Source organism: Paenibacillus sp. FSL R7-0179 (genome assembly GCF_038002265.1).
Taxonomy (GTDB): domain Bacteria; phylum Bacillota; class Bacilli; order Paenibacillales; family Paenibacillaceae; genus Paenibacillus_AQ.
In genome coordinates this window covers 1,023,730-1,048,637 of the sequence record NZ_JBBOCC010000002.1, presented here as the reverse complement: position 1 = coordinate 1,048,637, position 24,908 = coordinate 1,023,730, and the positions used below count along the sequence as shown (strand labels likewise).

16 protein-coding genes and 1 other annotated feature are annotated in these 24,908 nt (G+C 55.5%); of the genes, 6 read left to right on the top strand and 10 right to left on the bottom strand.

The window, feature by feature from the left end:
* Positions 1 to 141: 141 nt before the first annotated feature.
* A complete protein-coding gene (locus MKX63_RS21110; protein ID WP_341019817.1) occupies positions 142 to 489 on the top strand; it encodes a phage holin family protein in 348 nt (115 codons plus the stop codon).
* Between the two features lie 42 nt (positions 490 to 531).
* On the opposite strand, the gene MKX63_RS21105 is transcribed toward MKX63_RS21110, so the two are convergent.
* Positions 532 to 1,665 carry a GGDEF domain-containing protein gene (locus MKX63_RS21105; protein ID WP_341019816.1) on the bottom strand — a complete coding sequence of 378 codons (1,134 nt, stop codon included), beginning with the start codon at positions 1,663 to 1,665 and terminating at the stop codon, positions 532 to 534.
* A gap of 241 nt (positions 1,666 to 1,906) precedes the next feature.
* Between MKX63_RS21105 and MKX63_RS21100 the strand changes: the two genes are divergently transcribed.
* On the top strand, positions 1,907 to 2,293 hold the full coding sequence (locus MKX63_RS21100; RefSeq protein WP_341019815.1) for a cupredoxin domain-containing protein: 387 nt from the start codon (positions 1,907 to 1,909) through the stop codon (positions 2,291 to 2,293).
* An 818-nt stretch (positions 2,294 to 3,111) separates the two neighbouring features.
* Here MKX63_RS21100 and MKX63_RS21095 read toward each other — a convergent pair.
* The 9 genes from MKX63_RS21095 to pheS all read right to left on the bottom strand — a co-directional run bounded on the left by MKX63_RS21095 (position 3,112) and on the right by pheS (position 18,226).
* Positions 3,112 to 4,305 carry a sugar ABC transporter permease gene (locus MKX63_RS21095; protein ID WP_341019812.1) on the bottom strand — a complete coding sequence of 398 codons (1,194 nt, stop codon included), beginning with the start codon at positions 4,303 to 4,305 and terminating at the stop codon, positions 3,112 to 3,114.
* Positions 4,306 to 4,307: 2 nt separating this feature from the next.
* Positions 4,308 to 5,819, bottom strand: a complete 1,512-nt coding sequence (locus tag MKX63_RS21090) for a xylose ABC transporter ATP-binding protein (protein WP_341019811.1) — start codon at positions 5,817 to 5,819, stop codon at positions 4,308 to 4,310.
* An 87-nt stretch (positions 5,820 to 5,906) separates the two neighbouring features.
* On the bottom strand, positions 5,907 to 6,953 hold the full coding sequence (xylF, locus tag MKX63_RS21085) for a D-xylose ABC transporter substrate-binding protein (protein ID WP_445323561.1): 1,047 nt from the start codon (positions 6,951 to 6,953) through the stop codon (positions 5,907 to 5,909).
* Positions 6,954 to 7,218: 265 nt separating this feature from the next.
* On the bottom strand, positions 7,219 to 8,781 hold the full coding sequence (locus tag MKX63_RS21080) for a helix-turn-helix domain-containing protein (RefSeq protein WP_341019810.1): 1,563 nt from the start codon (positions 8,779 to 8,781) through the stop codon (positions 7,219 to 7,221).
* A gap of 36 nt (positions 8,782 to 8,817) precedes the next feature.
* Positions 8,818 to 10,251 (bottom strand): sensor histidine kinase, encoded by a 1,434-nt coding sequence (locus tag MKX63_RS21075; RefSeq protein ID WP_341019809.1) that lies wholly within the window; start codon positions 10,249 to 10,251, stop codon positions 8,818 to 8,820.
* Positions 10,248 to 11,237: a sugar-binding protein gene (locus tag MKX63_RS21070; protein WP_341019808.1), complete on the bottom strand. Its 990-nt coding sequence runs from the start codon at positions 11,235 to 11,237 to the stop codon at positions 10,248 to 10,250. The genes MKX63_RS21075 and MKX63_RS21070 overlap by 4 nt, the downstream gene beginning before the upstream one ends.
* 494 nt (positions 11,238 to 11,731) lie before the next feature.
* Positions 11,732 to 14,197 (bottom strand): hypothetical protein, encoded by a 2,466-nt coding sequence (locus MKX63_RS21065; protein ID WP_341019806.1) that lies wholly within the window; start codon positions 14,195 to 14,197, stop codon positions 11,732 to 11,734.
* 204 nt (positions 14,198 to 14,401) lie between these two features.
* Positions 14,402 to 16,846: a phenylalanine--tRNA ligase subunit beta gene (pheT, locus tag MKX63_RS21060; RefSeq protein WP_341019804.1), complete on the bottom strand. Its 2,445-nt coding sequence runs from the start codon at positions 16,844 to 16,846 to the stop codon at positions 14,402 to 14,404.
* A 345-nt stretch (positions 16,847 to 17,191) separates the two neighbouring features.
* Entirely contained in the window at positions 17,192 to 18,226 is a 1,035-nt protein-coding gene (gene pheS / locus MKX63_RS21055; RefSeq protein ID WP_341019803.1) for a phenylalanine--tRNA ligase subunit alpha, read from the bottom strand.
* A gap of 59 nt (positions 18,227 to 18,285) precedes the next feature.
* Positions 18,286 to 18,574: a binding site (T-box leader), on the bottom strand.
* Between the two features lie 185 nt (positions 18,575 to 18,759).
* Between pheS and MKX63_RS21050 the strand changes: the two genes are divergently transcribed.
* The 4 genes from MKX63_RS21050 to MKX63_RS21035 are packed head-to-tail and all read left to right on the top strand — an operon-like array spanning position 18,760 to position 24,657.
* Complete coding sequence (locus MKX63_RS21050) at positions 18,760 to 21,306, top strand: hypothetical protein (RefSeq protein ID WP_341019802.1); 2,547 nt, start codon at positions 18,760 to 18,762, stop codon at positions 21,304 to 21,306.
* Positions 21,303 to 22,790, top strand: a complete 1,488-nt coding sequence (locus tag MKX63_RS21045) for an efflux RND transporter periplasmic adaptor subunit (protein WP_341019800.1) — start codon at positions 21,303 to 21,305, stop codon at positions 22,788 to 22,790. The genes MKX63_RS21050 and MKX63_RS21045 overlap by 4 nt, the downstream gene beginning before the upstream one ends.
* The gene (locus MKX63_RS21040) at positions 22,787 to 23,488 is read left to right on the top strand and encodes an ABC transporter ATP-binding protein (protein ID WP_341019798.1); all 702 of its coding nucleotides are present in this window, start codon (positions 22,787 to 22,789) and stop codon (positions 23,486 to 23,488) included. Before MKX63_RS21045 ends, MKX63_RS21040 begins: the two co-directional genes overlap by 4 nt.
* Positions 23,485 to 24,657, top strand: coding sequence for an ABC transporter permease (locus MKX63_RS21035; RefSeq protein WP_341019797.1), 1,173 nt, complete (start codon positions 23,485 to 23,487; stop codon positions 24,655 to 24,657). The genes MKX63_RS21040 and MKX63_RS21035 overlap by 4 nt, the downstream gene beginning before the upstream one ends.
* The last annotated feature ends 251 nt before the right edge of the window (positions 24,658 to 24,908 follow it).

Sequence of the window (24,908 nt, the reverse complement as noted above, 5' to 3'; positions counted from 1 at the left end):
GCTCCCTTCATAGATGGAACCATTATACCTAATTTAGCCCATTTTCGCTATTTGGGTATGATTTCTGGGCATAGAAAACCGGCTTCGGGCCACAATAACAACGCACATATCCTTAAGCGAACGCCAAAGGAGGTTAGTTCATTGAGATTCTTAGGTCATGTAGTACGGTTCATAGTCGCAGCAATCGTGCTGATGGTGGTCGGCTGGATTGTTCCGCAGTTCACGGTCGGGGGATTCTGGAGCGCATTCATGCTTGCTCTGGTGATCGCTCTGCTCGGCTGGGTCGTTGAAGGTATTTTCGGCAAAAAAACAACGCCCTTCGGACGCGGTATCGTCGGCTTCCTGGTCAGCGCCCTGGTCATCTGGATTGCCCAGTTTGTCGTCAGCGGAGTCAGTGTCTCGGTGCTTGGTGCCCTGCTTGCCGCACTGGTCATCGGGATCATCGACCTCTTCCTGCCGGTCTCCACTCCGTTTGAAGCAGGCAAATAACGGCCCAAGGCACGTGCAGAAAGTGAAACCCCCAGTCCCGGTCTATATCGGAATTTGGGGGTTTTCTGTAAGTTTATGCCCTTTAACGGAAGAGACCACAGAGGTCACTACTGCATTTTTCCCGCTGCGCTTGGCCGTATACAGCGAATCGTCTGTCTTGCGGAACAGCAGCTCCTTGCCGTCTCCAAGCTGGTAGTGACACAGTCCGATGCTGACCGTAATGGGTTTGTTCCCGGCATACGGATGGCACATGGCAGCAATGCTGATACGCATTTGCTCGACGGCAGCATAGGCTTCCTGCAAGCTTTTATCCGTAAAAATCACTGCGAATTCTTCCCCGCCATACCTTGCCGCGAAGTCATTCAACCCGATCAGGCTGCCCATCTTGGCCGCCACCTCTTTGAGCACAAGATCGCCCACCCAGTGTCCATATCTGTCATTGACCTGCTTGAAATTATCGATGTCCATTAACGCCAGCTGCAGCCTCAGTCCGTTGCTCTCACACTGCTCCAGCAGCGAATCCAGGTATTCATGGAACGTCTTGTGGTTATACAGGCCGGTAAGCGCATCTATTTTCAGCAGCTTGTCCGAAATCGCCCGCTCCACCATCAGCTCCTGCTCCGACTTGGTGAGCTGCTCCAGATAATCGCGCGTCTCGCGGCCGCGGAGAATCACTGCCTGCGCCGTCAGGGCAAAGACAACATACACACACTCCACCAGCACAAACTCCAGCAGCGGTTTGCCAAGCAGCGGACGCTCAAGCCCAAAGTAGACCCCTGCGTAGAATGCAATACTGAATGCCCCAAGCGAATACAGCAGCCGCTGGTCGAAATAGATGAGGGCCAGCATAATCGGCATCATCAGCGTCATCTGCGCACCGTCTACATAAGGCTCCAGCACAAAATACATCAGATAGGAAACCATGAAGCTGCAGACCACAACCGACTGCTTATGATAACGGAGCGAGCGGCGCAGCCAGACCTCTGCAGAAGCCATAGTCAGGATAATCATCACATTGCAGACTAAGAATAGATGCCCCTTGCCGGGACTGAATATCGTCTGAATCTCATCAGAACGGGAGTACAGCATATACAGGAACTGGGCTAGCAGCAGACAGAGTACGATGATCCAGTATCCGTACAGTATTCTCCGGTGCCATCTCTCAGCACTTTGCAATGCGTAATCTATAATGATCTGACTCCCCTGCTTCTAGCCGAATAATATGAAGCTTTAATTATATTAAGCTTAATTATAATTAATTTTAAACTCTTTTGCATCATATTTTTGCAAAATTCGACAAAGTTTGCAGCGACGGTAACGGCAGCGGTTGAAGTCTTTGTTCATAGATTGATCAAGACAACTTGACCAATTTAGGCTATGCTAAGGTCAGCTGCCCAAGTAGATGAGGAGGATGGATATGATCAGGAAGTCTGCTATTCTGTGTTCTATTATATTTGCGCTTCTGCTAACGGCCTGCGGAGGGAACAGCAGCAATTCTGACAGCGCTAACAATGCTGCTGCCGGGAGCAATCTGACGGCGGAGGAAGAACTCGTCATTACGGCGACCAACTATAGCTTTGACCAGCCGGAATACCATTTGAAGAAGGGCGTCCCTGTCAAGATCATCTTCGAAAATGAGAGCGGCAATCACGGCATACTGATCCCGGAGATGAAGCTGCGCCTGGACGCCAAGAATTCCTCTGAGGTGGTCCTTCCCGAGGAAGCCGGAACCTTCGAGATGACCTGTGCCATCATGTGCGGCTCCGGTCATAGTGGAATGACTGCCAAGATTATTGTGGAGTAAGCGGCGTCCGGCGGAATCAGAGGGATTTATCCCTTTCATTTGATCCGTCCGCCCGCATTCGGCGGAATCAGAGGGATTTATCCCTTTCATTTGATCCGTCCGCCCACTTTCGGTAGAATGAAAGGGATTTATCCCTTTCATTTGATCCGTCCGCCCGCATTCGGCGGATTCAGAGGGATTTATCCCTTTCATTTGATCCGTCCGCCCGCATTCGGCGGAATCAGAGGGATTTATCCCTTTCATTTGATCCGTCCGTCCACTTTCGGCAGAATGAAAGGGATTTATCCCTTTCATTTGATCCGTCCGTCCACTTTCGGCGGAATCAGAGGGATTTATCCCTTTCATTTCCTTCATTTGCTCAGTTGGTCAACTTTCCAGTGACTCAGGGGCAATTGTGCAGCACTAGTGCAGCTCATTGGCTCGTTTGGCCCTCATCCAAGGAATTCAGGTGCACTAGTACACCTCATTGGCTCGTTTGGCCCTCATCCGAGGAATTCAGGTGCACTTGTGCTCCTCGTTGGGCTTGTTTGGCCCTCATCTGAGGAATTCAGGTGCACTTGTGCTCCTCATTGACTCATTTGTCGCTCATCCGAGGAATTCAGGTGCACTGGTATATTATATTCGGTTTTCCGCATACATCTGGCCTACTCACCCTCGAACGTGAACATTGTGTTCGGTTTTTCGCATACATCCGGCCCACTCACCTCCGCACTGGCACATTGTGTTCGGTTTTTCGCAGTCACATACTATAGTTTTCTACTACAACAAATAAACCGGCAAGGACGATGTCCCGGCCGGTTTATTCCTGTTAATTACTCTTACTTCACACCCTTGCTGCGGCCTGAAATGTCCAGCCAGACGGCGATGACCAGGATTGAGCCTTTGACTACATACTGCCAGAACGATTCCAGTCCCATCAGCGACATGCCGTTATCGAGCGAGGTCATAACCAGCGCCCCGATGAGCGCGCCAATGACCGTTCCGGCTCCGCCCATCAGCGAGGTACCGCCGATCACACAGGCGGCAATGGCGTCCATCTCGGCCATATTGCCTGCGGTAATGGTCGCCGAGGCCAGGCGGGAGGTCAGCACGATGGCGGCGATGGAGCCGAGCAGGCCGCTGAGGATGAAGACCAGCATCGTCTTTCGTTTGATGTTGATGCCCGAGAGCCGCGCAGCCTCGATATTGCCACCTATGGCGTAGATATGACGGCCGAAGGTCGTCTTGGTGGACAGGAAGTAGAAGATGGCCGCCAGCACAATGACGAAGATGATCGGGAACGGAATTCCTTTGTAATTGTTCATCAAGGCTACGAAGACAACCACTAGTAGCGACAGCCCTGCTACCTTGAAGATGTCCATGCCCAGCGGGGCCACGGCGAACCCGTATTTTTTGCGCGAGCGGCGCTTCGTGAATGCGCTCCAGAGCAGCAGGACCACCGCGAGTACGCCCAGAATAATGCCGAAGCCTGAGGCAAAATAGGCATTGCCGAGCAGCGCCAGCACCGGATCGGACACCGGAATGGTCATCGATTCTGTCACGCCCATCAGCACCCCCCGGAACACCATCATCCCGCCCAGGGTGACGATGAAGGCGGGGATCATTTTATAGGCGACCAACCAGCCCTGAAGCAGACCCAGCACCGCACCGGCGGTCACGGTACCGAGAATGACCACAATTGCGGGCAGCTCCAGCCAATTGCTGAGAATCGCCGCCATCCCGCCGGTCAAGCCGACGATGGATCCGACGGACAGATCGATATGGCCCGCCACGATAACCAGCACCATGCCGATGGCCAGAATAGAAGTCACCGACATCTGCGTGAACAGATTGGACAGGTTCCGCGAGGTCAGGAAGGTCGGATTCAGCACACCGAACAACACCCAGATCAGAATTAATGCGCCAATCATCGTATAGGCACGCATATCCATTTTGCCGAACAGGGTACGCAAGCGCGATCCTCCGGCGGCCGGAACCGCTTCAGGTTCCTTAAGCTCTTTTTGCAGCTGCATCTCTATTTGCCTCCTGTGGCGGCCAGCATAATCTTCTCCTGCGTTGCTTCGCGCCAGTCATATTCCCGTACCAGTTGTCCTTCGCACATCACCAGAATCCGGTCACTCATCCCCAGTACCTCGGGAAGCTCGGAGGAGATCATAATAATGGCTACTCCCTGTTCTACCAGCTTGTTCATCAGGTTATAAATTTCGTACTTTGCCCCGACATCGATGCCCCGGGTGGGTTCGTCCATAATCAGAATCTTGGGACCCGTCATCAGCCATTTGCCGATAACCACCTTTTGCTGATTGCCCCCGGAGAGAGTACCGACGAGTGTCTCCAGCGAAGCTGTCTTCGTCTTCAGATCCTTCACGTATTGCTCGGACCATTTGATCTCCTCATTCTCATTGATCACTCCGAGCCTTGAGACCTTGCCGAGTGTGGCCAGCGTCGTATTGCGCTTGACGTCCATCCCCATCACCAGCCCCTGGCGCTTGCGGTCTTCGGTGACCAGAGCAATCCCGGCCTTGATCGCTCCGGCAACCGAACGGATCTTGACCGCCTTGCCTTCGATCAGCACTGTGCCTTCCCTTCTTCCGCCATACGCGCCGAACAGGCTGCTGACCAGCTCTGTCCGTCCGGCCCCCATCAGCCCGGCAATGCCCAGAATCTCTCCTTGACGGAGCGTGAAGCCAATATCCCGGAGCACCTTCTGCTGACGCTTCTCCGGGTGCCAGACATTGTAGTCTGCGACCTCTAGCACCTTGTCCCCGGGTGAATGCGGGACGCGCGGATAGCGCTCCGTCAGCTCACGGCCGACCATCAGCGACACCACCTGATCGTCGTTCGTCTCCTGGCGGTTCAGGGTTGCCACCGTCTTCCCGTCCCGCAGCACAGTGATGGAATCGGCCAGCGCGAACACCTCGGGCATTTTGTGGGAGATATAGACACAGGTCACTCCTTCGCGCCGCAGCTGATTCAGGATGCCCATCAGGATGGACACCTCGCTCTCCGTCAGCGCCGCTGTCGGTTCATCCAGAATGAGAATCCGGGTATGCTTGGAGAGCGCCTTGGCGATCTCCACGAGCTGCTGCTGGCCGATGCCCAGATTGCCGATCTTCGTATCCGGCGACAGGTTCAGCCCGACCTTCTTCAGCCACTGCGAAGCCTGATGATACAGCTCATTCCACTGAATCGCCCCGCGCTTCACCGGCTCTGCCCCAAGGAAAATATTCTCGCCGACCGTCATCTCCTTCACGAGCGCCAGCTCCTGATGAATAATCGCAATCCCGGCCTGCTCGGCATCAGTAATTTGGTGGAATGCCTTCTTCTCCCCGCCGATACGGATCTCGCCTTCATAGGTCCCCGCAGGATACAGTCCGCTCAGCACCTTCATCAGCGTGGATTTGCCTGCGCCGTTCTCCCCGCATAAAGCGTGAATCTCCCCTTGCTTCACCTTGAAGTTCACATGGTCCAGCGCCTTCACGCCGGGGAAGCTCTTGCTGATCTCTACCATTTCAAGTACATCCATGCCTGCCGTTCCTCCTTCCCGCCCTCAAGCAGCAAGCAGATGCGGGTTCGCCACTGGCGCCGCATCTGCTTGCCGTACAGGCTGCCCTTATTGTTTCGGCCACTGGTCCTTAGGAACGTTCTTGTACACATCCTCCAGCTTGTGGAATCCGTCCTTGATCAGCACATCCAGGTTATCCTTATTGACGGCAATCGGATCAAGCAGCACGGATGGAACATCAATTTTACCGTTGTTAACAGTCTTATCTGTCGAAATAGCCTCGCCCTTGGCAGCCGCCACCGCCATTTCCGCCGCCTTCGTGGCAATCGCGTTGATCGGCTTGTAGACCGTCATCAGCTGCGTGCCTTCGGCGATGCGCTGTACAGCGGCGAGGTCCGCATCCTGGCCGGATACCGGAATTTTGCCCGCCATGCCCTGCGCCGTAAGCGCCTGGATCGAGCCGCCCGCTGTCCCGTCGTTCGCCGCTACCACGCCCTGTACATCGTTATTGTTCGCGGTCAGCGCATTCTCCATGTTCTTCAGAGCTTCCTCGGGCTTCCAGTCCTTGGAGAACTGGTCGTAGACGATTTTGATATCACCCTTGTCTGCCAGCGGCTTCAGAATATTCATCGCGCCTTCCTTGAACATGTGGGCATTGTTATCGGTATCCGCGCCGCCGATGTAGACGATATTGCCCTTGGGAGCCTTGTCGATGACCGCCTGAGCCTGGAATTCACCGACACGCACATTATCGAAGGAGATGTAATAATCCACCTCGGAATTGTTAATCAGCCGGTCATAGGCAATGACCTTGATGCCTTCCTTATGGGCCTTATCCACGATGGGAGCCGTAGCCTCCGCATTATGGGCAATGACCACGAGCACATCCACACCCTGGGAGATCAGCTGCTCCGCCTGACTTAGCTGGGTAGCATCATCCCCGTTCGCGGCCAGTACCTTCACTTCACCGCCAAGCTCCTGTACCTTTGCTGTGAAAATATCCCGGTCCTTCTGCCAGCGCTCCTCCTTCAAGGTATCCATGGACATGCCGATGACAATTTTGTCCCCGTCCTTGGCCGCTCCTGCAGACTCCTTCTTCTCATTGTCACCGCTTGAGACCACACCGCAGCCCGCCATCGATGCAGCCAGCACCATTGCCGCCAGCCCGAGGGAAATGGCTCTTCCGTATTTTCTCACGATTGCTACGCCCCTTTTCGTCAGCCCTATATTTGATTACGCTTACAAAAAAAGTGTAGCATGGAAAAATAGCCCCGGGAGCAGCGATTCCCTGCACTTATTTGCCTTCCACCCGCATTCTTGGTCTTGCCTGCTGTAATGTAATTCTCCGCCCCGGCTTTCATAGGATAATCGGGGGCAACAGCACAAAAAAGTCCTTGCTCACTCAGCAAGGACCGGATTTCTACTGCTGCTGGCGGAATTCGCTTGGCGTCATCCCCGCAGCCTTTTTGAAGACCCTGCTGAAATAATTCGGGTCTTTATAGCCTACTTCATAGCAGATTTCCTTCAAGTTCAGCTGATCCTCAGCGATCAGTCGTTTCGCTTCATTGATCCGCAGCCGAGTGATGTAGTCGATGAAGGTCTCCCCCTCATGCTGCCGGAACAATTTGCTGAAGTAATGCGGGCTCAGGTTCACGTATTCAGCCGTCTGCTCCATGGAGATATCCTCTTTATACTTCTGGCTGATATAGAGAAGCGCCCGCTGATGCACATGGGACCGGTGATGCTCCTGCTCCTCTTCGAGGCCATCGATCAGCCGCTCCAGCCAGGACTCCGCGCTTAACCGCAGAGCGCGCGGATCTTCCGCTGCGTTCAGCGAAGCCAGCAGCTCCGCGCCGGCCGTGGAGTGCACGCCTCTGGCCAGGAACAGCAGCAGGCCGGTTACCTCCCCCCGCACAGCGGACAGCGGCTGCTCCCCTCCCTGCTCGAAGGAGTCATACAGCAGGCTGAAGCGCTGGGCAGCCTCCTGCTTGCTGCGCTGGAGCAAGGCGGTAAGCAGCTTCTTCTCTTCATCCAGTGAGACCGCCGTCTGCCCTGAGCTCTGAATCATATCATCGTAATGATGCACACCGGATGAATGCAGGTGATCCGCACATACCCGGACGGCTTCGCGGTAAGAGCGGCTAAGCCCGTCCCAGCCTTCGCGGATCGAGCCGATACCGATGCCAAGCGGCAGGCCGAAGCGCTCCCCGGCATAGGTGCGGAGCCGCTCCCCCCAGTCCAGCGAGCTGACCCGCTGGGAATATCCGGTCCTCCCCGGCGGCAAGGGAATGAACAGCGCCAGCTGATGCCCGGCCAGCGGTCCGGCGAGGCAGCCTAGTCCTGTTTTGGCAAAGTGCTTGAGCGCCTCATAGATCTCCCTCTTGGACTGCCGGAACGACTCCCAGCCGGTCTCCCCGTGCCGGGGGAAGGACAGGACCATCGCGTAGCCCTTGCTGAAGTGCAGCTCCAGCAGCCCGGCCAGCTGCTCCGGCTCCAGATCCTGCACATGCTCCAGCATCAGTATCAGGGTCAGCTCATTCTCGGCCAGCGGCAGCAGGTGGGCCAGCTTCTCCTGCAGCTCCAGCTGTTCATTCCTGCGCCTCCGCTCCTCCTCAATGACCGCCATCAGCTTCCTCAGCACCTCCGCCACCTCTTCCCGCCGGGCCGGCTTCAGCAGATAGTCGCGCACGCCCAGCAGCAGCCCCTCCTTGGCATACGCGAAGTAGTCATGGGCCGTAATCATCACAATCTGCGCCGCCGGAAGCTTCTCCCGGATCTGCCGCACCGCCTCCAGCCCCTGGATACCAGGCATCTTAATATCCATAAAAATCATATCCGGCCGGTGCTCCTCCGCCAGCTGAATCGCCTTCCGTCCGTTCCCGGCATGCAGGAATTCGAACGTGTCCGGGATCAGATGCCGGATCATCAGCTCCAGCCCCTCCCGCTCCAGCGCTTCATCATCTGCGATCAGCAGCTTGTACATCGTTATCTTTTCCCCCTTCACTTCAGGTGAATGCCTCTAGGCCGAGGTCCGGAAGGGCAGCCGGAACAGCACAGCCGTTCCCTGCCCTTCACTGCTGTTGATCTCGATGAGCTGCTGGCCGTCGAAGAATAAATGCAGTCTTTTAAAAACATTATGTGTCCCAAGCCCGGTAGACTGGCCCTTGCCGCTGGAATGCGGCGCCTCCTGCTGAGTCGAGCCCATCAGCCGGGCTACCGTCTCGCGGCTCATGCCCGCTCCGTTATCGCTGATCACAATCTCCACCTGCCCGCTGCGGTAGCGGATCGATAGCGTAAGTATAGCCCCCTCCTCCATCTGCTCCAGACCGTGAACGAAGGCATTCTCGAAGATCGGCTGCAGCGTCAGACACGGCACCATCCCGTCCATCGCCGCCTCATCAATCTCCATCTCAAAAGCAATCCGGTCCCGGAAGCGGGCCCGCTGAATGTTGATATACTCGTTCACATGCTCGACCTCCTCGCGCAGCGGAACGGCCTGGTCCAGCTTTTGCAGATTATAGCGGAGCAGACGCGAGACAGACACGGTCAGATCGCTGGTTCTCGCCGCCCCTTCCAGATACGCAAGCTTGGCGATAGAATTCAGTGTATTGAACAGGAAATGCGGATTGATCTGACTCTGCAGCATTTTCAGCTCCAGCTCCTTGACCAGCCGGTCCTTCTCTGCACTCTTGATGCTCTCCTTCATCAGCTCCTGGATATTATCGATCATCCCGTTAAAAGCACGGCACAGGATGCTGATCTCATCGTTGTTCACGCTCTCCGGCGCCTTGGTATCCATCCGTCCCTTCGAGATTTGCTTGGCCGTTGCCACCAGGCGGCGGATCGGTCCGGTAATGCTGCTGGACAGCCAGACCGCCATACAGATGCTAAGCAGCGCCGCAGCAATCACCAGCAGGCTGCCCATCCGGTTCAGCTTCGCTGTCGTGGACATAATCTCCGCGTAGATCGGCTTATATTGGTCCAGCTCCAGATCGACCAGCTCCTGGGCCTCCTCGCGGATGAACCGCTGGGTCTGCTCCGCCTCGATATAGGCCCCTGCCAGCGAATTGGCATCCTGGCCGTCAATCTCCGTGATCATCTGGCCCGCCTGCTCCACAAACGTATCAATAAGGTGGCTGTAATTCATCAGCGGAAGGCCGCTGCCCCCGATGGTTGCCATTCCGTCGAGCCTGCTGCGCAGCTCCAGTACTGCACTGAGATGCTTCTCCACCTCCGGGAAGCTCTCTGTATCCACCTGCATAATGAAGCGGTTCAAGGAGCGCATATTCTCGCCGACCTCATAGGATACCTCCTTATACAGCATGATCCGGTTCATCATCAGGTGGTAGCTCTCCTGCACATTCTTCCCGCTCTGAAACAATACGAAGGAGACCGAGCTCATCAGCAGCACCAGCAGCGGAATGCAGATCAGCAGCTTCAGGCGGATACTCATAGGCTCTCTCCCTCCTGCACATTGGTCTTATCCAGCACCTTCACACCGGTATAGTACCGGGGCTGTAACTCAGCACCATTAAAATGCTCATGGAGCAGCCTTACCGCCATATTCCCCATCAGGTAGGGTTGTTGTGCGACAGTCGCTGTGATCGCTCCCCGGCTGATGGCATCCAGCGTCTCCGCCTGGTTATCGAAGCCGATGATGGTCAGCGGCCCGCGCTTCAGGCTCCTCGATGCCTGCAGAACCCCGAGCGCATCCGTTGAACTGGTGCCGACCATCACATCGATCTCCGGATGATACCGCAGCATATCCGCCGCCTGCTGGATGGCTTCCATATGCGAGATATTGGAGCTGCGCACATCGACAATCTCCATGCCGCTGTAGTCCTTTACGATGTTCTTCAGCCCGTCCAGACGCTGAAGCTGGTTCTTGGCCAGCTCGCTGCCGATGATGACGCCTATTTTGCCTTTTCCGCCGGTCGTCTTCACAACCATGCGCCCCAGTGCCTCTCCGGCAGCTACATTGTCAGTCCCCACATAGGCCAGTCTCCGGCTGGCCGGAGCATCCGTGTCAATCGTGATCACAGGAATCCCACGGTTCACGGCCTTATCAATCACCGGCGTGAACTTCTCGTCGTTGAGCCCCTGCACGATGATCGCATCCGCCTGGGCGGCAATCGCTTTTTCCAGCAGACTGATCTGCTCCTCCATGTTATTGCGCACCGGTCCCGTGAATTCGATCTCTATCCCGTACTTTGCTGCAGCCTCCGCCGCCCCCTTCTCGACCATCTCCCAGTACGGGTGGTACCGTTCCTGCTCGATCAGCACAATATGATATCCGGGCTTGTCCTGAACCGGCTGGCCGCTTAATTCCTTAACGATATTTCCCATCCGGGCAGAATGATGTGCGAAGCCTATAAACAAATATGACAGCAGTATAAACAGCACAACAACCCCAGCGCCGCTGACCCATTTCTTATCCATCCCGTTCACCTCACCCAACATCCTACCCCGGGTTGTAACCGGTTGCAATACTTATTATGTCAAAAGCACTTGTGCTCTTCAATGTGACCTGAGAACGCCGAAGTTGCACCTTTTGCAGGATTTCTAACGGATTGCAGCTTGAGAACGCCAAATGTTGCACATTATGCAGGAATGTTACTGGTGGAGCGGGTCATTGGCATTGAGATGTTGCATTCTAGGCAGGATTTCCCTCAATTTGCTGCTTCAGAGGTACGAATGTTGTATTTAGTGCAAGATGGTAGCCTAGCTATCTTCTCCACTCAACCCTTCCCATCGCCAACTTTCCTTCCATTTGAAATTACTTCTATCCATTACTTCACTTCAGCCAACTTTAGAGCAGCAGCCCTCCCGTGCAGTCCCCTTAAGGAGGAAGCCGTCTCCCGTCCCTGCACAGCAGAAAAAGCCGTTCTAAGCATTCCTGCTTATAACAGCTCTTCCTGTGATGCATCCGCCATTCAACTGTCCTGTTCGATCAGTTGAATCCATTCATTATATTCACTCTGTAGCTTGGCATATTCCGCCTGCAGGCTACGATGCTCCTGAGATAGCTTCTCCAGCTCCCCCTGCTGCAGCTCGAACTGCGCCTGAACCAGCCGCAGCTGGCCTTGGACCAGCTCATAGCTCTCGCCGATCTCATCCAGCCGCTGCGCCGCCTCGGTGCGCGAGCGGCTGACTGATTCCGCCTGGGCCTCGGCTTCCCCGGCTTCCTGCTGCCAGATCTCTATCTCCTCCCGCAGCTGTGCTTCCTGCTCGTTCCACTGCTGCTCGCGCTGCTGAAGCTCCTCATATCTCTGCTTCCAGGTAGCTTCATACTCCCGGGTCTCGCGGAGGGCTTCCTGCTGCTCCGCCGCCGTAGCCGCAGCTTCACGGCCTGCCTCATACAGCTCTTCCAGACGCCGCGCAGCTTCCTCGCCTTCGGCTTCCAGCAGCTCGCAGCGTTCCTTCAGCTGCTCCCCGTCCTGCAGAATCTCATCGTACTGGGCGATCAGCTCCTCGTAACGGCCGCGAAGCGCAGCCAGTTCCTTAAGGGCTGCTTCAGCCGCCCTCTGCTGAGCGGCAAGCTCCTGTTCCGCTTCGGCACGCAGCCGCGCTTCCTGATCAAGCTGCTGAACCATGCCGTCTGCCTGTCCGCGAAGAGTCTCCACTTCGCGCTGCAATGCTGCCGACTTCTCCCCTTCTTCCAGAAGGTTCATCTCCAGCTCGCTGATATCCTCCATGTGCTTGTTCGCACGCTCCTGCCAGGACGCCGCTTCCTCTGCCGTACGGTCGAATTCCACCTGCGTCCGGCTGAGCTGATCTGCCGTCTCCTGCAGCGATGTGCGCAGTGCTGCCGCTTCTTCCTGTGTCAGCTCATAACGCTGGCGCAGCCCTTCCAGCTCATCGTTCAGCTGATTGCCCAGCTCCTTAGCGGTGTGCAGCTCCTCCTGCGCTTCGCTTAGTTTGCCCTCTGCGTCCCGCAATTCGCTGCGAATCTCCTCTGCCTCGCTCTGCGATGCCGCAACTTGCTTATGCAGCTCATCCAGCTCTTCGTTCAACAGGGTGCCGAGCTCGCTCGCCGTGTGCAGTTCCTCCAACGCAGCGCTTAGCTTGCCTTCTGTGTCCCGCAGCTCGCTGCGGAGCGTTTCCGCCTCGCTCTGCGCAGTTACAACCTGCTGGCGCAGCCCTTCCACCTCTTCGTTCAGCAGGGTGCCAAGCTCGTTCGCCGTGTGCAGCTCTTTCAATGCAACGCTTAGCTTGTCCTCTGCGTCCCGCAGCTCACTGCGGAGCGCTTCCGCCTTGCTCTGCGAAGCCGCAGCCTGCTTGCGCACTTCCTCCAGCGCCGCGCTCTGCTGCTCTCCTTGCTCAGCGGCAAGCTTAAGCTCCTCGCCAAGCTGCTCCTCCCGCTTCAGCACAGCTTCGTACTGCGCCAGCAGCGTCAGCCGTGCATCGCGTTCGCCCTTCAGCCCGGCCTCCGCCGCCCGCAGCCGGGACTGGAGCTGCCCGGTTCCGCCGCGCAGCTCACCAAGCTGCTTCTCCAGCTCCTGAAGCTGCTGCTTGTGCCGGTGCTCCTGCGTCCCCTGGGACTGCCGCAGCTCCTTGTTCTTGGCCAGCTCCTTCTCAAGCGCTTCCCGTTCCCCGGTAAGCTCACTTGTGAGCGCAGCCTTGGTATCAGCCAGCTCCTTGCTAAGCGCGGAGCGGATCTCCACGATCTCGCTGCCCATCGTCTCCCGCGTCTCGTGCAGCTCCTGCTCCAAGGCAGACAACGTCTCTGTCTTCTCGAGGGTCAGCGTCTCGCGCAGCTGCTCCAGTTCCTGCAGATGGGCAGACTTCAGCTCTTCCAGCTGCTGCAGCCGGATGGCTTCTGCGGCTTGCAGCTCCTGACGCGCTGCCTCGCGGCTTGCAGCCTGCTCCTCTTCATGACCCTCACGCAGCGCCTTCAGCTCATCCTCGCGCGCCTTCAGCTCCTGCACCAGCTGCTCGCGGGCAGCGGCCGCAGCCTGCTTCTCTTCCTCCAGCAGCTGGGCATGCAGCTGCCTCTCCTGCTCCTGCTGCTCCAGATGCCTGGAGCGTTCTTCTTCGGCGGCGGCAACCAGCCGCGCAGCCTCTTCCTTCGCAGCGGCTTCCAGCTTCTCATATTCTTCCTGCTGTTCACGCTGCGCTTCCTGAAGGCGTGACACCTCCACGCGAAGCTCAGTGCGTTCACCGGTCAGCATATTCAGCTCATTCTTGAAATCCTGAACCTGGATTGCCTGCTCTGCCATATGTACAGCTGTAAGCACCGCAATCCGCGGCGTATCCAGTCTGGAATGTGATTTCGATATTGCACGCATATGCTCATCGACATGACGGGCGACCTGTTTCATATATTCTGTGCTGCTTCCGACAAGCTTGTAGGAAGTTCCGTATATCTCCACGGCGACACGGGTCCGGTCCATAGCCACAGTTGTGCCCTCCTTTGTATGTGTGCGGATTCTAAGTTGGTTTCTTTGCTCTTACTCCTATTGTAGCGTGATTTCCTGACCTTTGGCAAAAGCACGCGTCCATTGCATTTATTTGCATGTTCCTCCGCACTTCAGATGGGTACAGAAAAGCCGCAGCGAATCTCTGTTTCTAAATGGATTCGCTGCGGCTTTGCACAATTCCTGCTATTTTCTTAATTCTGCACCAAAAGTTTGTTCAAGCGCAGAGACCACTTTATCATGCACTTCCACAACCTCTTCGTCAGTCAGCGTATGCTCGGTGTGGCGGTACAAGAGCGACAGGGCAACGCTCTTCTTACCCGCCTCCATCTTGCCTCCTGTGTAGATATCAAATACCTGCACATTTTGCAGCAGAGTACCTCCGTGCTCACGGATCGCCGCGATCAGGTCGCCTGCCGGTACTGCCTCATCCACTACCACCGCAATGTCCCGTTCCATGCCCGGGAAGCGGTGAAGCTCGCTATACTGCAATTGGGCGCGCGCCGCATCATAGAGCGGCTGGAGCAGGACTTCGGATACGTAGGTATCCTCCAGATCCATCCGGCGCTGCAGCTCGGGATGAAGCTGCCCCATCGAACCGATCTTCACGCGGCCCTCTGCCTGAAGCAGATAGATGGAAGCAGAGCGTCCCGGATGATAGCCTTCAGGCGCGTCCCCTTCGTAGACTACGCGATCCGTAAGACCCAGATGCGCAAATACAGTCTCCAGCGCCCCCTTGAGGTCGAAGAAATCCACCGGCTCAGCAGCCACGTTCCACTGCTTGGCTGCACGCGTACCGCTCAGCAGCAGCCCCAGCACCGGCAGCTCGCTCGGCTGGCGGGTAAGTACTTCTTCTTCGGTGAAGAACACATTGCCAATTTCGAACAACGCCAGATCGCCTTGGCGGCGGTTCGTGTTGTAGAGGGCAATCTCCAACAGCTGCGGCAGCAGGCTGGTACGCAGCACGCTGCGCTCCTCGCTCATCGGCATCGCCAGCTTCACAGACTGCTTGCCTTCCGCCAGCATAGGGAAGAGCTTGCTCTGCTCCGGCTGGATGAAGGAATAGCCCATAACCTCCTGATATCCGCCCAGTGAGAGCAAACGGCGCAGCTCGCGGCGCAGGGACTGCTGTCTGGTAAGCGCACCCGGTGTTGTTGTGCCTTCGATCAGGGTGGTCGGAATGTTGTCATAGCCGTATAAGCGGGCGATCTCTTCAATCAGATCCACATCCTGCGTAATGTCTCCGCGCCGTGTCGGCACCTCGACCTCGACGATTCCCTGAGCCGCATCACCGCACTTGAAATGCAGACGTCCGAACAGGGTTTTCACTTCCAGCAATGACAGATCTGTCCCGAGGTAGCGGTTCAGCTTCTCCAGCGATAATTGCAGCACTTTCTCCTGACCAGCGATACTTCCGGCCTGGACAATCCCTTCATGCACCGTTCCTCCGGCATACCGGGCAATCAGTGCAGCCGCGCGGTTAAGCGCAGGGATGACTGCATTCGGGTCGACTTCCTTCTCGAACCGTTGGGACGCTTCTGAACGCAGACCGAGCTGACGCGAGGTCTTGCGTACCGTTCCGCCATCAAATTTGGCTGATTCCAGTACGATATTAACAGTGTCTGCGGTAACCTCTGTTGACAGTCCGCCCATCACTCCTGCCAGGCCAATTGCGCCTGAACCGTCGGCAATGACCAGCATCTGCGGCTCAAGCTTGCGCTCTTGGCCGTCAAGGGTTACCAGTCGTTCCCCTTCACGGGCAAACCGTACACCGATGGTTCCGCCCTGGAGCTGCCCGCCGTCAAATGCATGCAGCGGCTGTCCGTATTCCAGCATCACGTAGTTGGTGATATCCACGATATTATTAATCGGACGTACCCCGGCCGCCATCAGGCGGTTCTGAATCCACAGCGGGGACGGCGCGGTTTTCACTCCGGCAATATAACGCACGGCATAATGGCTGCAGAACGCCTCGTCCTCAATCGTAACCGTAATGGAGTCCGCAGCCTTGCCGCCCGTTTCCACGAGCTCTGCCGCCGGATCAGCCAGCTTCAGCTCACGGCCCAGCACCGCGCTTACCTCATAAGCGGCACCAATCATGCTCAGACAGTCGGAACGGTTCGGTGTCAAATCGAAATCAAGGATTTCGTCATTCAGTCCGAGCACGTTGAGAATATCCTTGCCCACCTCGGTCTGCTCCGGCAGCACCAGAATGCCCTCCTGCAGCTCTTTGGGCAGCAGCTTGTCGTTCAGGCCCAGCTCTTTGGCCGAGCAGATCATCCCCTGCGACAGCACGCCGCGCAGCTTGGCTTTTTTGATCTCCAGGCCAGGCAGCTTGGCGCCCACCAGCGCGACCGGAACCTTCTGGCCCGCTGCGACATTCTTCGCTCCGCAGACGATCTGCAGATCCTCGCCCTGCCCGGCATCGACGATGCAGATATTCAGCTTATCGGCGTCGGGGTGCTTTTCTTTGGATTTCACGTAGCCGGTCACAATCCCGGAAATCCCTTTGTTGCGGCGTTCTACTCCGTCAATCTCGATGCCGGCGGTGGTGATTTTGTCCGCTAATTCATCTGCGGTCACCCCTTCCAGCGATATATAATCGGCCAGCCAGGCGGTTGATACTTTCATAATCGCACACTTCCTTTTTGTTTCAGATGTATTGCTCTCCATGCCGGTTGTGCCGGGGTGCGGAAGCGGATATAAACAAGCCCACGTCAACTTCGCGCAAAAAAATTCTGCATTGCAGTGTTCCTCCAGAGAAGTTTTGGACTTCCGGCCGCTGTTGTCTGCAGATTTCTTGAATTCATCCCGTTAATACGGTTGAAATCCGCAGACAAAGGCGGTCGCTATCGCTCCTCCAGTTCCAAAATTCCCCTCCGGTCCTTCAATCGCAGTCATTTAAGTAGCACTGCCGTCATCCCTCCGGCTTAACAATATCCGTCCAACACGCCCCAGCGCACACCCGCCAAATCCTTAAATACCCTTGAACTGCTTCACAAAGCCCATATCATTCGTGTAGAAATAACGGATGTCATCGATGCCGTACTTCAGCATCGCAATCCGCTCAGCGCCCATGCCGAACGCGAAGCCGCTGTAGACCTCAGGGTCGTAGCCGCCCATCCGCAGCACATTCGGGTGTACCATACCCGCGCCGAGAATCTCCAGCCAGCCGCTCTGCTTGCAGAGCCGGCAGCCTTCGCCGCCGCATTTGAAGCAGCTTACATCCACCTCAACGCTAGGCTCTGTGAACGGGAAGAAGCTTGGGCGCAGCCGGATGCCCGCGCTAGGACCGAACATCTCCTTCATGAACTGCTGCAGGGTCCCCTTCAGGTCGCTCATGCGGATATTGCGTCCGATCACCAGACCTTCGATCTGATGGAACTGGAAGGAGTGGGTCGCATCGTCGTCGTCACGGCGGAACACCTTGCCCGGACAGATGACCTTGACCGGAGTCTCCCCGTTCATCGCCTGCATGGTACGGATCTGGACCGGCGAGGTCTGTGTGCGCATCAGAATGTCTTCCGTAATATAGAAGGAGTCCTGCATATCGCGGGCCGGATGGTTCTTCGGAAGATTAAGCGCCTCGAAGTTGTAATAATCGGTCTCCACTTCCGGTCCTTCCGCCACCTTGTAGCCCATGCCGATGAAAATATCCTCGATCTCCTGAATCACCCGGCTAAGCGGATGAATCCCGCCCTGCGGCATGCCGCGGCCCGGCAGGGTTACATCGACCTTCTCTGCATTGAGGCGGTTCTGAGTCTCCTGGTGCTGGAACAGCTCCTGCTTGGCGCCGATCACCTCTTCAATGGCGCTGCGCACCAGATTCGCCACCTGGCCGATCACCGGACGCTCTTCCGCGCTTAGTCCGCCCATACCGCGCAGAACCTCTGTCAGCTCGCCTTTTTTGCCAAGGTATTTGACGCGCAGGTCATTCAGAATCTGCGGATCGTTTACCGCCTGCAGCTTCGTCAGTGCCTCGGCCTTCAGTGCTTCCAATTTGTCTTTCATGGCTTGTACTGCCCCCTCAAATCTCGTATTGTTCAACAAAAAAAGGCCTTTCCTCCCGGTAAAGGGACGAAAAGACCGTGGTACCACCCTTGTTAGACGGCCGTACGCTTCCCTTAAGAGCAATATTCCCTCTTTCGGAGCGGCAAAGACCTGTCTCACTTTATACAGAAATAACGGTCTGCGGCCGGTCCCCCCTACTAGCGCTCTCCAAGGAAGCCTTGAAGCACATTCAGGGAACTGCTCCGGAGTGAACTTCGGCAGCTCTGCTCTCTTAGAAACGCTCTCAATCTGCGGCGCTTCCTCCCTGTAAGCCAGGCACTGCGTACTCTTCTCCATCATTGCATGTATGCGGATTATATGCCCATCTATTATATGCAAAAACAGCCCGTTTGACAAGCCGCGCAAATTCCGCTTATTTTTTATCTTCTTTTAAGCTTCCTTTAAGCTTCAGCGCGGTTTGACGGCTTTTTTTCAGCGGGCATTCAGTCAAGGTTGATATTTTGCCTTATGAGATCATTCAAGGAGGAAATTACATGCTTACACGAAAAAAAGCATTTGTTCTGCTGCTGCTCAGCACATTTGCCGCAAGTCAAACCGCAGGAAGCCCGGGAACTACGGCCTATGCTGCTTCATCCGGTTCAACGGCTGCCTCAGCAGCAAGTACGGTCACAGAAGTCTCCACACTTAACAGTCTAAGTGTGCTCAAGCTCGGTACCACGCTTCAGGTGAAGCTGAGCCATGTAGGAATTCAGAGCCAAACCGGCGGTAATATTCTCACCTACACACTTACCTACACCAATACTGCCGGCAGCAGCGTCAATCTGGCGGACTATTTCTCCAAAATTGTAACTGCAGGCGGCAGCGTCATCAAGGGAATACCGGTCAGCGCAGACAGTACAGTCAAGAAAATCCCCGCAAAGCAAAGCACCAGCCTTACATACTATGCGAATATTGGAACTGCCGCCTCCGTCAAAGGACTTAAAATCAACATATACGGCTGGAATTTCAGCGCCGCTAATTATGAACAGCGTATAGGCACGTTCACGGTCCCAGCCAATTATTCTCTGTCCTCGCTTACAGGGGAGACACGGAAGGTGGAACTTGGCGGCATTCCAGCCGCCACCAAAGCCGAGTCCGTGCAAATCTACAAATATAACGGCAAAGTCTATGCCAAGGCTGGGCTTAGCCTAACCAATCTGGGTACCAAAGTGCTTACAGACCCGGGCTATACCTTGTACCTGAAATCCTCAGGCGGCTCTGTCTTTACACTTACACTGGATGACAGCAGCTCCCAATTCAAGCTTCAGCCTCAGGAGAAGAAGACGCTCTATTATATGACCGAGATCCCCTCCTACATGAATCTCAGCAAGATGACGCTGCAGATCGCCAAGCTGGATGAAGGACTCAAGCTGTACCTGCCTGTCTCTTCCTACGCACTTCCGGCTGCGGTAACCGCAGATTTCACTGTAGCGGCGGGCTATACCAAAAAGGTCTCCATCGACAGCAATATCGTGGACATGCAGCTGCTGAAGGCAGCTGTGCATGCGGATAACGGGAACGGTGTGTGGAGCTATCAGCTCCGGGTGAAGAATACCGGCAGCACAGCGGTTACTTTGCCTGCTTATGAGCTTAACGTCCAGTCGGCGGAAGGCTATAGCTTCCCGGTGACGTCCACAGCCTTGAGCAGCCTGACCCTGAAGCCGCTGGAAGACAAGCTGATTGAGCTGAGCTCCAGCGTTCCGCTGGAGCTGGCTCAGAATTCGCTGGAGCTGCGCATGATTGCTCCTGCAGCCAGCGCGGATAAGGTAACACTGCCTGTGGCTTATTTCCGCATCCCTTATACGCCGGAGAGCCAGATTCATCTCGCCGCCGAGACCAGCGTAACCAATACCTACGGTACCTTCGCTGTCTCTCTGGACTCCCTGCTGCGTCTGCCTTGGGGCAGCGAGGATCTGGTGCAGGCTGTACTAACGATACGCAATGCAACGTCCAAGACCATTACTTTGCCTGCTTTTACCGGAATACTCCTGGTGGATCAGATGGATCTCACTTCCTCTTCACAGACTTATACGGGCAACAGCTCTTCAGTCCTTGCCCCTGGTGCCAGCACACAGATATCTGTTCAAGGCCATATTCCATACACCTTGGATTTCAGACAAGTCAAGCTCATCCTCCAGGAGACCAAGGGTACAGAAGTGTCGCAGTTCCTCTCTCTCAGCACAAGCGACAGTGCCGTTAAGAGTGTAGCTCCGCTGGCTGCAGGGGAAGCCTTCAAGATTAAGGCCACCGGCAAGCAAGCCACCGTAAAGGAACGTTCCACCCTCCTGTATACAGGAACCGGCTCGAACCTGGTGTACAGCGAAGTGGAAATGAACAGCGACGAAGTCCGGCAGGCCAATCTGGCCCGTCTGTACGCACAGTTCAGGACTGCTGACGGGCAATATTTTGAAGCAACCGTGAACCAATCTGAGCTGCCTACCGGCCCTGAAGGCAAAACACTGGTTACCTTCTGGGCAAAAGTTCCGTCCGCTCTGGACACTACAGATCTTCAGCTGTATATCAGCCAGGCGATTGCGGACGGCAAGCTGACTGCCGCAGGAACGGCTGCGACGGGATACGTCAATACGGCAGCGCTGACACTGACACCGGCAGAGGTTACACCTCTGACCAATCTGGCTTCTGTTCCGCTTTTCCCTTATACACTGGCAGTTACCAGCTCTACAGGGGAACTCACCAAGGGCGCAACCAGCATTGCTGTGACGTTCAATTATAATCTCAATCAGGATACTACCTACCAGACAGGCGCTTTCCAGCATAAGCTCATCCTTCAGGTTATCGATCCTTATGGACAGTCTCATGAGAAAACTCTGACGCTCGGAACCGACTTGACCCTGGGAACAAACAACTCTTATTCCACAACACTTACCAGCGTCCTGTTCAAAAATCTCACCTCCGGCACCTACGCCCTTAAATTCTATGATGAATTCCAGGGGATGCGGACGGAGCTCGCCAGCCAGGCCTATTCCCTTGAGGTTACCGCCAAAGCAGCCACATCTTCCACTGAAGGAGCCGTAAAATGAACAAAAAGAAGATCATCATTATCGCTTCAGCCATAGTCCTCGTTGCTATTGCAGGGATTGCGGGCTATCGGCTCTGGCCCGATCAGAATCAGCAGATCAATGCCGCTCCGCTGAATACGGCAGTTGCCAGTAAGGGAGATATCCTGGTGGGTGTCTCAGGTTCAGGTGCAGTATCGGCGATCAACAGCGAGAGCATCCGCACCAAAGAAGCCGGGAAGGTCGATACGGTCAGGGTTAAGAAAGGCGATGTCGTTAAAAAGGGCGATGTGCTGATCACATTTGCCGCAGCCGATCTGGATGATAAGCTGAAGGAAGCCACGAAGTCACTGGAGAATCTCAAGACAGAGCTTGAGAATAAACAGGAGAGCTACAAGACGCTGGCTATGAATAACGCGACAGAGGAAGAGCTGGAATCGGCAAAAAAGGCCATCGATAAGGCCAAAAGCGATATCGCAGACCAGCAGGATTCCATCGCTGACATCCATGAAGATATGGCTCCGCCTGATCCGCTGACCGCTCCCATCGATGGAACGATCACTGCCGTGAATATTACGGCCGGTGAACAGGCCCAGAATGGTACAGAGCTGTTCACCATGACCGACTACGTGAACCTAAGCGTAACCGTTCAGGTAGACGAGCTGGATATTCCCAAAATCAAGCTCAATCAAGCCTCCACCATTACACTGGATGCTCTTGAGGATAAGTCTTTTACCGGTAAAGTTATTGATATCGCCAAAGAAGGGACCTCCTCTAATGGTGTCTCCCTGTTCAACGTCACTGTAGGATTAAATAACCCGGAGGGTGTGCTTATCGGCATGTCTGCGGAGGTAGCGGTTACGATTGAAGAGAAGAAGGATATTCTGACCGTTCCCATCGAAGCTGTAACGAAGATAAACGGGAAATCCTTCGTCAATGTGCCGGGTACCGGCAATGAAGAATCCGGCAGGGCGGACAGAGATGCGGCTGGCTCCAAGTCTGCTGAGAGTGGCGCGGCTGACGGACAGGCTCCCGGCGGTCAAGGCGAAAGCCGGCCGGAAGGAGAAGAAGGCCAAACCGGCGGCAGAGCTGCCCGCGGAAGCGGTCAAGGCGGCGGATACCCTCAGGGCGGCGGAGAAGCCCGGGGCGGAGCGTTTCCCGGCGGTGAATTTCCGGCCGGCGCCGGGTTCTCCGGCAGGGCTACCGGAAGCCGTAGTGCTTCGGGCAATGCCACCGGCACGCAGCGGGTGGCTGTGGAGACCGGTATCCACAATGAGAGCAGCATCGAAATCGTCAGCGGCTTAAGCGAAGGGGATGAAGTGATCCTCCCCACCGTGATTTCCTCAGGCAATACCACCTCCCCGCAGCAAGGCGGCATGGGTGGTATGGGTGGTATGGGTGGTATGGGCGGCTTCGGCGGCGGAGGAATGACCGGAGGGAGCGGAGGCTTTCCCGGCGGGAGCGGGGGCAGCAGGGGCGGTTTCTCCGGGGGCGGTGGCGGACGATGACCTCACCAGAACCGCTGATCCGGGTTGAGAATATGCAGCACAGCTTCACGATGGCCGGAGAATCGATGACAGTTCTGAAGAGCCTGAGCTTCACCATTCATCACGGTGAATTCGTGGCGATCATCGGCCCGTCAGGGTCTGGCAAGTCCACCCTGATGAACATGCTGGGCTGCCTGGATGTCGCCAATGAAGGCGATTATTTCCTGGACGGCCAGGAGATCCGCAGGCTGTCTGACAACAAGATGGCCCAGATCCGCAACGAGAAGATCGGCTTCATCTTTCAGAACTTCAATCTGCTGCCGAAATTATCAGCGGTAGAGAATGTGGAGCTGCCCTTGATCTACCGTGGAATGTCCCATAGGGAGCGCAGAGAAATTGCCTGCAATGCCCTGGTCCGGGTAGGCCTGGAGAGCAGAATGAATCACCGTCCCTCCGAGCTGTCCGGAGGCCAGCAGCAGCGTGTGGCCATTGCCCGCGCGCTTGCCGGAACCCCTCCTATTCTTCTTGCCGACGAACCAACTGGAGCACTGGACTCCAAGACAGGCAAGGAGGTTCTGCAGATGATTAAGGAGCTTAACGGGCAGGGGCATACCATTATTCTGATCACGCATGACCTGGAGATTGCCGAGCAGGCCAAACGGGTGATCCGGATTCAGGACGGGGATCTTGTAGAGGATCGGAAGGTGATGCACTCATGATGCTGTACCAGAGTATGAAAATGGCCTTCAAAAGTATCCTCAGCAGCAAAATAAGAGCCTTTCTTACCATGCTGGGCATCATTATCGGGGTCTCCTCCGTCATTGCACTTGTCGCTGTGGGTCAGGGCACTACCTCACAGATTACAGAATCCCTAAGCTCCCTGGGAACCAACCAGCTGACCGTCAACATTATGGGCCGCGGTGCCACCACTTCGCTAACCTACGAGGAGGCCTTGGCGCTGGGTGAGATTGAGGGGGTGGATAATGTATCCCCGATCATCTCCGGGAACGTAACCGCCAAGCACAGTACCGAGAACGTTTCCGTATCCGTAGAAGGCATTACACCTGCGTACGAAGAGGTCCAGGATTTCCATGTGCAATCCGGAAGATTCCTGCTTGAGATGGATACAGAATACCGGCAGAAGGTTGCGTTAATCGGATCAGATACAGCGGAGGATCTATTCGGTACAGATAATCCTGTAGGCCAAAAGGTACAGATCAACGGAAGCAGCTTCAAAATCGTCGGGCTGCTGGAGAGTAAAGGCTCCACCAGCATCGGTTCAAGCGACGAGAAGCTGCTGATCCCCATCTCTACAGCCGAACGGTTCCTGCAGAGCAAGGGAGTCCGCTCCATTACGCTCACCACCACTTCCAATGACAATGTGGATGAGGTCAAAGCCAAGCTGGAGGCCAGCCTTACTGCCAAATTCAGTGCAGCCGAGAATGCTTACTCTGTCTTTGATTCGCGGCAGATGCTGGAAACGGTGAATGAGACCAGCTCCACTCTGTCCATGGCCCTTGGCGGTATCGCCGGTATTTCGTTATTTGTAGGCGGGATAGGGATTATGAACATTATGATCGTCTCGGTCAATGAGCGAACCAGAGAGATCGGCATCCGCAAGGCCATCGGTGCCAAAAAAAAGAACATTATGATGCAGTTCATGATCGAATCCGTAGTCTTAAGCGGAACCGGGGGGCTGATCGGAGTCGCACTGGGACTTGGTGCCAGCTGGGCTGTCGGTCATTATACCGCCTTGAATGTGGCACACTCCTGGAATATGGTGCTGATCTCCTTTTCCTTCTCCTTGATTATCGGTGTCGTCTTCGGAATGATTCCTGCAAGCAAGGCTGCAAGAATGCGCCCTATCTATGCATTGCGCAACGAGTAGCATCCTCCTATACCCTGCAGTTTATAATCTGCTGTTCCATCCGCCAGTCTCAGATCCCTGGGCTGGCGGATTTTTCTGTTATATTTTTAATGCACAATTGATACCACAGGGGTATCGTTTGCAGTAAAAGTGGGTAATAGGACTCAAAGGTCAGAATATCTTTACATAGTAGTTAAGTATACATACTAGTTCTTGGTATCGGCTGTAACGGATATGTCTCCACTGTTTCCACTCCGGCTCCAGGGTCTGCT